The organism is Sulfurimonas sp. (assembly GCF_028694895.1).
GTDB lineage: Bacteria > Campylobacterota > Campylobacteria > Campylobacterales > Sulfurimonadaceae > Sulfurimonas.
Genome location: NZ_JAQVKA010000061.1, coordinates 1 through 9,374, shown reverse-complemented (window position 1 = coordinate 9,374; position 9,374 = coordinate 1). Strand labels below are relative to the sequence as shown.

The 9,374-nt window shown below is 33.3% G+C and carries 9 protein-coding genes and 1 tRNA gene; 7 read left to right on the top strand and 3 right to left on the bottom strand.

The genetic code is table 11. The features are described 5' to 3' along the window. Nucleotides 1–160 precede the first annotated feature (160 nt). Complete coding sequence (gene flgL, locus PHI38_RS07430) at nt 161–2,569, bottom strand: flagellar hook-associated protein FlgL (RefSeq protein ID WP_299854530.1); 2,409 nt, start codon at nt 2,567–2,569, stop codon at nt 161–163. A 151-nt stretch (nt 2,570–2,720) separates the two neighbouring features. On the opposite strand from flgL, the gene PHI38_RS07425 reads away from it, so the two are divergent. From PHI38_RS07425 to tmk, 5 genes are all read left to right on the top strand, one after another. Continuing rightward, nucleotides 2,721–2,804, top strand: a tRNA-Leu gene (locus PHI38_RS07425). Nucleotides 2,805–2,861: 57 nt separating this feature from the next. Further along, the gene (flgA, locus tag PHI38_RS07420) at nt 2,862–3,731 is read left to right on the top strand and encodes a flagellar basal body P-ring formation chaperone FlgA (RefSeq protein WP_299854527.1); all 870 of its coding nucleotides are present in this window, start codon (nt 2,862–2,864) and stop codon (nt 3,729–3,731) included. Beyond that, nucleotides 3,728–4,255 (top strand): UbiX family flavin prenyltransferase, encoded by a 528-nt coding sequence (locus PHI38_RS07415; protein ID WP_299854525.1) that lies wholly within the window; start codon nt 3,728–3,730, stop codon nt 4,253–4,255. The genes flgA and PHI38_RS07415 overlap by 4 nt, the downstream gene beginning before the upstream one ends. Next, nucleotides 4,255–4,746: a pantetheine-phosphate adenylyltransferase gene (gene coaD / locus PHI38_RS07410; protein ID WP_299854522.1), complete on the top strand. Its 492-nt coding sequence runs from the start codon at nt 4,255–4,257 to the stop codon at nt 4,744–4,746. The genes PHI38_RS07415 and coaD overlap by 1 nt, the downstream gene beginning before the upstream one ends. Next, nucleotides 4,731–5,306, top strand: coding sequence for a dTMP kinase (tmk, locus tag PHI38_RS07405; RefSeq protein WP_299854519.1), 576 nt, complete (start codon nt 4,731–4,733; stop codon nt 5,304–5,306). Before coaD ends, tmk begins: the two co-directional genes overlap by 16 nt. A 46-nt stretch (nt 5,307–5,352) precedes the next feature. Here tmk and PHI38_RS07400 read toward each other — a convergent pair whose 3' ends face one another. Together PHI38_RS07400 and PHI38_RS07395 are read right to left on the bottom strand one after the other, a co-directional pair. Continuing rightward, nucleotides 5,353–6,255 (bottom strand): protoglobin domain-containing protein, encoded by a 903-nt coding sequence (locus PHI38_RS07400; RefSeq protein ID WP_299854516.1) that lies wholly within the window; start codon nt 6,253–6,255, stop codon nt 5,353–5,355. Nucleotides 6,256–6,308: 53 nt separating this feature from the next. Continuing rightward, entirely contained in the window at nt 6,309–6,986 is a 678-nt protein-coding gene (locus PHI38_RS07395) for a superoxide dismutase (RefSeq protein ID WP_299854514.1), read from the bottom strand. 146 nt (nt 6,987–7,132) lie between these two features. Between PHI38_RS07395 and hisS the strand changes: the two genes are divergently transcribed. Both hisS and PHI38_RS07385 read left to right on the top strand, forming a co-directional pair. Further along, nucleotides 7,133–8,344, top strand: a complete 1,212-nt coding sequence (gene hisS / locus PHI38_RS07390; RefSeq protein WP_299854511.1) for a histidine--tRNA ligase — start codon at nt 7,133–7,135, stop codon at nt 8,342–8,344. Between the two features lies 1 nt (nt 8,345). Continuing rightward, nucleotides 8,346–9,374 (top strand): glutamate synthase-related protein (locus PHI38_RS07385; protein ID WP_299854508.1); only part of this gene is annotated, 1,029 nt, incomplete at its 3' end.

Here is a 9,374-nt window from a genome sequence, read left to right as displayed (position 1 = left end):
GGTATCTCCAAAGATTGTAGCAAATCCAAGGTATATAAGTAAACCAAAACAGAGTATAAATAGAGTATCTTTCAAACTAAAACTTCCTTTTTCGCTATAAAAATTTTAAATATAAAATAAAAAAAATATTATAGCTAAAAGTGTTCCATAAAGGCTATTTCTAGAGGTAGTTAACCAAGCTTAACTTAGAGATTTTACTAACCGTTGAGAGCATTGCTTGATAGTTAGTGCTAAGTTGCGCTAAAGTTAGATGAGCTTCTGCCAAATCTGTATCTATTACGGCTGATCTTAGAGCCATAGAGCTCATCTTTAGCATCTCAACTCTCTCTAATGACTTATTAAGAGCATTTGACTGTGCACCAACCTTAGAGTTAGATCTAGAAATATGATCTTTTAAATCATCAATCATAGCAATAGCATTTTCAGTCCATAAACTTCTCGCATCTCCAGAGTTACTGTCTGGATAGAGTTTATAGTTTTCAACAGACTTAATTATCTCATCAAATGTTTTAAAGAAATCTGTTTTTGGATCACGCACAGTTAAAGCATTATTGCTATTAAACGTCATAACAGAAGCATTAGATAGAGGATTAAAATCACCGCTATTTGAGTCATAAAGTGCTATCGTTGCTTTTGTATTACTTTTATTTAACTCTTCAAAGCCTATTTTTCCATCATAAGTTAAGAAGGTTCTTCCTCTTAAATCTGCATCTTTTATCGCATTATCATAATCTGTAGCTGTACCAGCAGGAGTTGGAGTTGGAAGGTTTCCAGTTACAGTCATATTTATAACATCATTGAGTTGCTTGTATGTCATTTCATCAGCTTTTACTGCTGATCTTGGTATTCCCATATCGAAAATTGCATAGTTTGTAGTTCCGCCATCTAGCGAAAAAGTAGAACCAGCAGTCTTTAAATCAATCTGCGCAGTATAAGGATTTCCATTTATATCCTTACCCTCTAGCACAAAAGAGGTACCATCTAATGTTCCAGCAGTTCCTTGAGAAAGGTCAGCAACTTCTGATAGTTTTGTAGATGATGTTGCAAAAGCATTTGTACCTTTAATAATTTGAGGTACATTTGATGTAAGTTTTGAACCTACTTTAGTAAATGATGTACTGTCATAAAGTGTGTTTTGTATATCAGATAAAACATCTATATTTGATAATGTAGTTGTTGTTGTAACAGCTACATTGTCATTTGCTAAATTAGAAGTTACTAAAACACCATTTGCTATGCCCTGAGGAGTACTAACTAACTCAATAATATCTCCATTTACATGTACTATAAAGTCCCCTAAAGCCTCAATTTGAGCTTTTAAAGCATCGTATGTCTCTTCTGGGCTATTTATAAATGATTGCGTTATAGGAGGATTAGCACCTATTGTGATAGAAAGAGTTTCACCAGCGGCCACAGGCGTATCCATAGAAAATTCTATGCTTGGAATTGTAGTTGCAAAAGTCTCTGGTGATGCAAAATCAGACTTAACAAAATTTTTAACATGTAAGTTTGGATTTGCAGCAGTTGAGATACCTAGCATGATATTATCAAAATTTGTCTCTCCACCATTTAGAGCATTTATATTTGTAACATCTGCACCGCCAAGGCCACTAAAGTCAGTTGCTCCAACCATATGAAAATCTATCTTGCTCGATCCTCTTACCTTGTCTTCAACAACTATCTCTCCATTTGGATTCATACTAACGTTTACAACATTAACTTCGTGAGTATTTCCATACATATAACCAATTTTTTTGAGTAAATCGTCTATCTTATCACCATCAGACATTGAAATTTTCTCTTTAAAAGAGGTACCATCGCTTTTTACTCCATTTATATAAAAAAAGTGATTATCAACTCCATCTGAGAGATTATCTGTATCACCCATTAAATCTCTAATCGTATCATTGCTGTTTATTGGAGTCGCAACCCCTGGTATTGTTTTATCTAAAAAATCTGGATATTTCTTACTTAAGTTTGTTTGAATAACGTTTGAAGTTATCTCTCTTTTTGTTGATTTCTCTTCACCAAGAAATAACTCTTGTCCACTTATATTATATTGTTGCGTTGTTCCAGAGCCAGTAAAAGCTTTAAGTGCTGCGTCATTACCTCTGTATGAGCCATCATCAGTTATTGGCTTTACATCAACAGCAGAGCCTGAAAAAAGATATTGACCATTAATAGATGTGTTTGCTAAACTTTTAAAATGCTCTTCTAAACCTCTTAGTTCTTTAGATATAGCATCAAGAGAAGCTTCATTATTTGAAGCATTTGAAGCGTTGATAAGAAGTGTTTTAGCTCTATCCATTGATAATGAAAATTCGCTCAAAACAGCATCTGTTTGATCTGAAAATTTCATAGCACTCTCTGTACTCTTTTTACTCTGCTCAAGAGTAGTTATTTCATTGTCAAGTCTCATAGTTTCAGTAAAAGCTCTGATGTCTTCTTGAGCATATTGAATTTTAAGTCCAGAAGCAATTTGTTTGTTTACATCAAAAAGACTTTCACTCAAGCGTGAATTGCTAACATCAAATACATTTTTATAATACATATTACTAGTAATTCTCATCTTAAAATCTCCAATTCCACTTTGACTTAACTTAAGTTTATTTTATTATAAAGCAACATAAGTTCCATATGTCTTATATCGGCCAAAACAAAAATCTTTTGACCCTACTTCACAATCTTTTAAGTTATAAGTCACTATTATTTCGCTCAAAGCCAGTGTGGTGAAATGGTAGACACGCCTGATTCAAAATCAGGTATAGAAATATGTGGCGGTTCGAGTCCGCCCACTGGTACCATCCTCTTTAAATATGCTAAAATACAAAAAAATCTTGAGTCACAAAAGAGCATCTTTTATGTTTAGCAAAATAGTCTTTTTATCTTTAATATTATCAAATATCTACGCAAATAAAGCACTTGAGAGTGTCTATTATGTTGATAGTAAAGATGTAAAACTCTCATCAATCATTCCATATATAAAAAATGATATCTCAATTCTAAGTATTGAAGAAAATAGATATTCGCAAAAAATTAAATCAAAAGAATTTATAAAACTACTATCAAAACATGGTTACAAAAACTACACTGCAAAAAGTAACTATATAAACTTTATCCTGAAAAGTCCGGTTGATACTTCAAAAATGGAACAAAAACTACAAGAGTATTACAAAAAAAATTATGAAAGTATAGATATAAAATCCATACATGTAGTGCCTCGTGGGTATCTCTCCTCACTTCCAAAGACATATACTATACAGATAAGAGATGATGATTTTTTATCACATAGTGGCGTTATAAATATAAAAACAGACGATAATAAAAAGATTTTTTTTGACTACAGCATAATTGCTGATGTTCAAGTTTATATAACAAAAGAAGTAATAAAAAAAGACACCAATCTATCTCCATCTAACACTATCAAAAAAGGTGCAAGGCTAGATAGATTTAGAGATAAGCCTCTCCAAGATATATATAAAGCCTCTTTACAGGCAAAGCGGCATATTCCAAAAAATATGGTTTTAACCATCAGAGATGTTGAGACCTCAGATGCAATTAAAAGAGATGCTACCGTTAATGTAACTATGAACAATGATGGTATGGCTATCATCTTTAGTGCAAAAGCTCTAAAAGACGCTAAAGTAAATGATATAATAAACGTTCAAAATAGCAGTGGAAAAATTTTTAAAGTAAGAGTTACAGGTAGTAACACAGCGGAGATAGAGTGAAAAACAGAAAAATAGTAGTAGCCTCAAGTGGCGCTAGTGGAGTAAATTTAGGGATAAAAATTCTTAAACTTCTTCCACAAGATATAGAGAAACATTTTATTATGACACAACATGCAGAAGTTGTCTTAGATAAAGAGCTGCATATAACTTTGCATGAAAATGAGAACATAGCATCAAGTATTGCTTCTGGCTCATTTGGCGTTGATGCTATGATTATTGCACCGTGCAGTATGAACACACTAGCAAAGATTGCATGTGGCATAGCTGACAACTTGGTTACAAGATGCGCTAGCGTCATAATTAAAGAGCGTAAACAACTCATCTTAGCTCCTCGCGAGATGCCATTTTCTGCAATAGCCCTTGAAAATATGCATAAACTATCAATGCTAGGAGTTATAATAGCCCCTCCCGTTATGGCTTACTACTCAAATCAGCAAACTTTAGATGATATGGAAAATTTTATAATCGGTAAGTGGTTTGACCTGCTTAAAATTGAAAATAAGCTTTATCAAAGATGGGAATAATGAGAAAAATAGCACTTTATCCTGGGACTTTTGATCCTATTACAAATGGACACTATGACATTATAGAGCGAGCATTAAAACTTTTTGATGAAGTAATTGTTTCAGTTGCACTCTCAGCTGATAAAAAGCCTATGTACACGCTTGAAGAACGTATAGAAATGGTAAAGGCCGCTCTAGTAGGGCTTGAAAATGTAACTGTAGTAGGATTTGATAACCTAACTGTAGAACTAGCAAAAACATATAAAGCTACTGTTTTGATTCGTGGCCTTAGAGCTGTTAGTGACTTTGAATATGAACTTCAACTTGGATATCTTAACAACTCTTTAGATGAGGCAATAGAGACTGTATATCTTATGCCAAAACTTCAACACGCTTTTATAAGCTCTTCTATTGTCAGAAATTTGTTGAAATTCAATGCAAAAACAGAACATCTTGTTCCAAAAGAGGTTCAAAAAATCATCGGAGATAAAAAAGTATGTATGTTACGATAGAGGGAATTGATACTGCTGGAAAAAGCACGCAGATAGAAAAGTTAAGAGCTCATTTTAAAGATGCAATAATCACGAAAGAGCCAGGCGGTACAGAGGCTGGCAAAGAGATAAGAGAGATAGTTCTTAGTGCAAAAACAAAGAGTAAAAAAGCAGAATTTTTACTATTTTTAGCTGATCGCGCAGAACATATCAAAGAGGTGATTGAGCCTAATTTACAAAAGATGATTATCTCTGATAGAAGTGTAGTTAGCGGCGTAGCTTATGCTTTAGTTCAAGGCGAAATTAGCGAGACTGCAATACTACACTTAAATAGATTTGCCACTGGTGGTATATATCCACAAAAAGTTTTTCTACTTAAACTTACAAAAGAAGAGCTTAAGTTTAGACTCTCACAAAAAAAATTAGATGGTATTGAATTAAGAGGTGAAGAGTATCTCTTAGAAATCCAAGAAGCTATCATAAAGGCTTCAAAACTCCTAGATATAGAGCTTGTCACAATTGATGCAACAAAAGACATAGACTCCATAACTAAAGAAATATTAAACAATATAAATTTATAAATTATTCTTTTTTATTTTAAATATTAGCAAAAAGCAGCACCCTCTTTTAAAGGGGTGCTTTATTTTTTACATTTACAAGCCAGTATGCAACAGCTAAAGCAACAATTACTGCACCTATAACTAGAAGCTCACTCCCATTTTCAGAAGAGAGAGAGTAGATAAGAACCTTTCTAATCAACGCGGCCATAGCAAGCATGATAAATGCTCCAATGGCAAAGCCTTTACCTTGAAGATGGTTTATCTCTTCATGAATAAGCTCTATTGCAGCCCATAAAACAAGCAAACTACCCAAAACAGTCAGTATCCCCTTCTCTATACCTATATCTGAAGCAAAGAGTAGATAGATATCGTATGAGAAAAGTCCAATAGCAAAAAAGGCAACAAGTGCTAATGAACCTGCTAGAAAAAAGTTTATATATGAGTTGAATTTTTTAAGTCCGCCTAAAATTATCTTCTCAAAGCTTGAAAGAGATAAAAATTTACTTAACTCTTCTTCTCTGTATGAGCTTGTAAGCGTGTCAAGGTTTATATCTATAATCTTCTCAACCGCAATTATCTCTCTTAGTAGAGTTTCATCATCTTTAGCACTCTCTTCTATATGTTTGATAATAAATATTCTAACAAATGTAAAAGCTGCATTAACATAGTGAGTAGGAAGGCCTATTCTGACATGTATCTCGCCTATTTTATAAAGGTACATAAAGTATTGCAAATCATATTTTCCGCAAAAAAGATTTACAAACCATGCCTTTATTTTTATTCTGTGATAATCAATAATTTTCTGGTTTTTAAGAAATTTTGCAGTTGAGCCAAAACCCCAGATATAATCATAAAACTCATTTATAAATACCTCTGAGAGTTCTTCCATCCTCGGTTGAAGAGTCGTTAAGATATGAGATTCTTCCCATGTAAATTTATAGTGATCTTTTAAACTCTCATGTCGCTGCATCACAAGCCCTTTTTTTTGTTTATATTTTATTATTATACGCAAAAAAATCTATTTTAACTAGTTACTCTATCTTGATTTTGAAGCTCATCTAGTACCTGACAAAATGGGTCATGGATATCGTTGCAAGCCTCTATACCTATAAAAACATGAGTATCTGTTTTTTCATACGCTTCTGATGCAAAATTCCAATTTATATGCTCCCAAAACTCTTCTAAATACTTTTGGCGCAAGTTTTTATAATCCAGATAATAGGCATGTTCCCACACATCACAAACAAATAAAGGAAGAAGATTTGAAGCAAGAGGTGTATCTGCATTACTCGTCTGCTTTAGTACTAGCATACCTTTTGGTTCTCTGCATAGCCATACCCATCCTGAGCCAAAAAGAGTAACGCCTGCTTTTATAAACTCTTCTTTTAGTTTATCTAAAGAGCCAAAATCATAGATGATCTTCTCTTGTAATTTTTTACTTGGCTTTGTTTTTGTAGGGCTTAGTGAACTCCAATAAAATGAGTGGTTAAATACCTGAGCAGCATTATTAAAAATCGCACCATCAGAATCACGTATAATTGATGATAAAGACATCTCATCAAACTTACAACCTTTTATAAGCTCATTTAACTTATTTACATAACCTGTATGATGTTTACCATAATGATACTCGATTGTCTGAGTCGATATAAACGGCTCTAAAGCGTTTTTTTCAAATGGTAACTTTGTTAACTCAATCATGAATCTATCCTCACTTTTTAAAATTTTTTACTACGTAGATATGTAAGATACTATTATTAAAATTTATTTAAAATAAAATTCTTTATATAGAATAAAAAAATGGTATTCTTTCAGACTTAAAACTATGTAATGTGTAAAGGGATGAGATGATTAGTTCGCTAAGAGGGATGAATGATATTTTGAGCGAGGATTATGAGAGATTTACTTATTTCATATCTGTTGCTACAAAGATAGCCCAAAGATATGGCTTTCATTTTATCGAGACTCCACTCTTAGAAGAGACTGCCCTTTTTAAGCGCTCTGTTGGTGAATCTAGCGATATTGTTGGCAAAGAGATGTATCAGTTCATTGATAAAGGTGATAATGATGTCTGCCTACGCCCAGAGGGAACGGCTGGAGTTGTTCGTGCGTTTGTGCAAAAAAAACTTGACCGTGCTGGCGGAGTTCACCGTTTTTTTTATCATGGAGCTATGTTTAGATATGAAAGACCTCAAAAGGGTCGCTTAAGACAGTTTCATCAGTTTGGCGTTGAGAGCTTTGGCGAGGCAAGTGCATATGAAGATGCTTCGATGATTATGATGGCAAGTGATATTTTAAATGAGCTTGGCATTGGCTATAGACTTCAGTTAAATTCCCTTGGATGCAGTGAGTGTATGCCACCATATAAAGAAAATTTGGTTGATTTCGTTACAAAACATAAAGATGAGATTTGCGAAGATTGCACTAGACGAATAGCAACTAATCCTATCCGCGTGCTTGATTGTAAGGCTGAGAAATGTCAAGATATTTATAAAGAAGCTCCAAAACTCTTAAACTCTTTATGCTCTTCATGTGAGAGTGATTTCGCTACTCTCAAAGAAATTTTAAAACAAAATGAGATTGATTTTGAGATAGATACAAACTTAGTTCGAGGGCTTGATTATTATTCAAAAACTGCCTTTGAATTTGTAAGTGATAACATAGGAAGCCAAAGTGCAATTGCAGGTGGTGGAAGATATGATAGACTTGTAGAGTTTTTAGATGGACGTCCTACTCCTGCTGTTGGTTTTGCTATGGGAATTGAGAGACTAATGGAATTAATAGTGATGCCTGAAGTTAAAAAAGAGGGTTATTATATTGGGGCTATGGATGATGAAGCACAAGATTTGGTTGTAAAAATTGCGCAAAAAAAGAGAAAGAGTGATATCGTGATACTTGAATATAAAACAAAAAATTTAAAAAATCATCTCAAAGCTGCTGATAAAGCAAATGTAAAATATTGTGCAGTTATAGGCTCTGATGAGATTAAAAATGGAACTATTTGGGTGAAAAATTTAGAAGATAAAACAGAAAACGCTATTTTAAGAGACTTGTTTTAATATGGATATATTAGATTTTATTTGGGGTGTCTTTTTAAATTTTATTGAATTTTTTATAATACTAATAGTTGCTGGTATTATATTTTTTTATATATATGATAAATATGTTCAGCGCAAGCATGCTCTTCTTATAAACTATCCAGTTATAGGAAGATTTAGATATTTTTTTGAAGCTCTAAGAGAGCCACTTCGCCAATACTTTGCTGAGGAGACTTTTTATAGCTCAAAAGATAAAGTAGATTGGGTATATAAAGCTGCAAAAGATGTACCAAACTATCAATCATTCTCAGTTTCACAACCATTTTCTGGCTCAAGATTTATCATAAAACACTCTTCAAACGTGTTAAATGATAATGAAATAAGCGATGATACTTCTGTTGTGTTTGGAAAAGATAGAGAGTTTCCTTTTGTTTCTCATACACCTATTATACGCTCTGCTATGAGTGATGGCTCACTTAGCCCAGAAGCAATTCGTGCTTTTTCAATCGCGGGTGCTACTACAAACCTAACTATAAATACAGGAGAAGGCTCACTCACGTCAAATCATCTCTTTACACATAAACCAAATTTAAAAGATTGTGATTATTTAGAGATAATAAAGACCTCTTTGTTTGCTGAGATAGCATTTAAAATCGTTAAAAAAATATTTAATAGTGCCCTTGCCATGAAGTTATATAGAACAATACTTCTAAATAAAAAGACTCAAAATACATATATTTATGACACAGCTTCTCATGTTCTTTTTCGAGTAAACTGGAGTGCGCCCCTAGAGAGTTTTCCAAAAGAGCCTCCAAAAGACATACCAAACATGATATTTCAAATGAGCTCTGGTCTTTATGGTGTTAGAGATGAGCATGGAGCATTTGACGCTGAGAAGTATAAAAAAGTAATGACCTTTTGCCGCATGACTGAGATAAAGATTGCTCAAGGAGCAAAGCAAACTGGCGGAAAACTAGCAGGTTCTAAAGTTACTGCTGATATTGCTTATTATAGAGGTGTTCCTGAGGGTAAAGATATTTTTTCTCCAAAT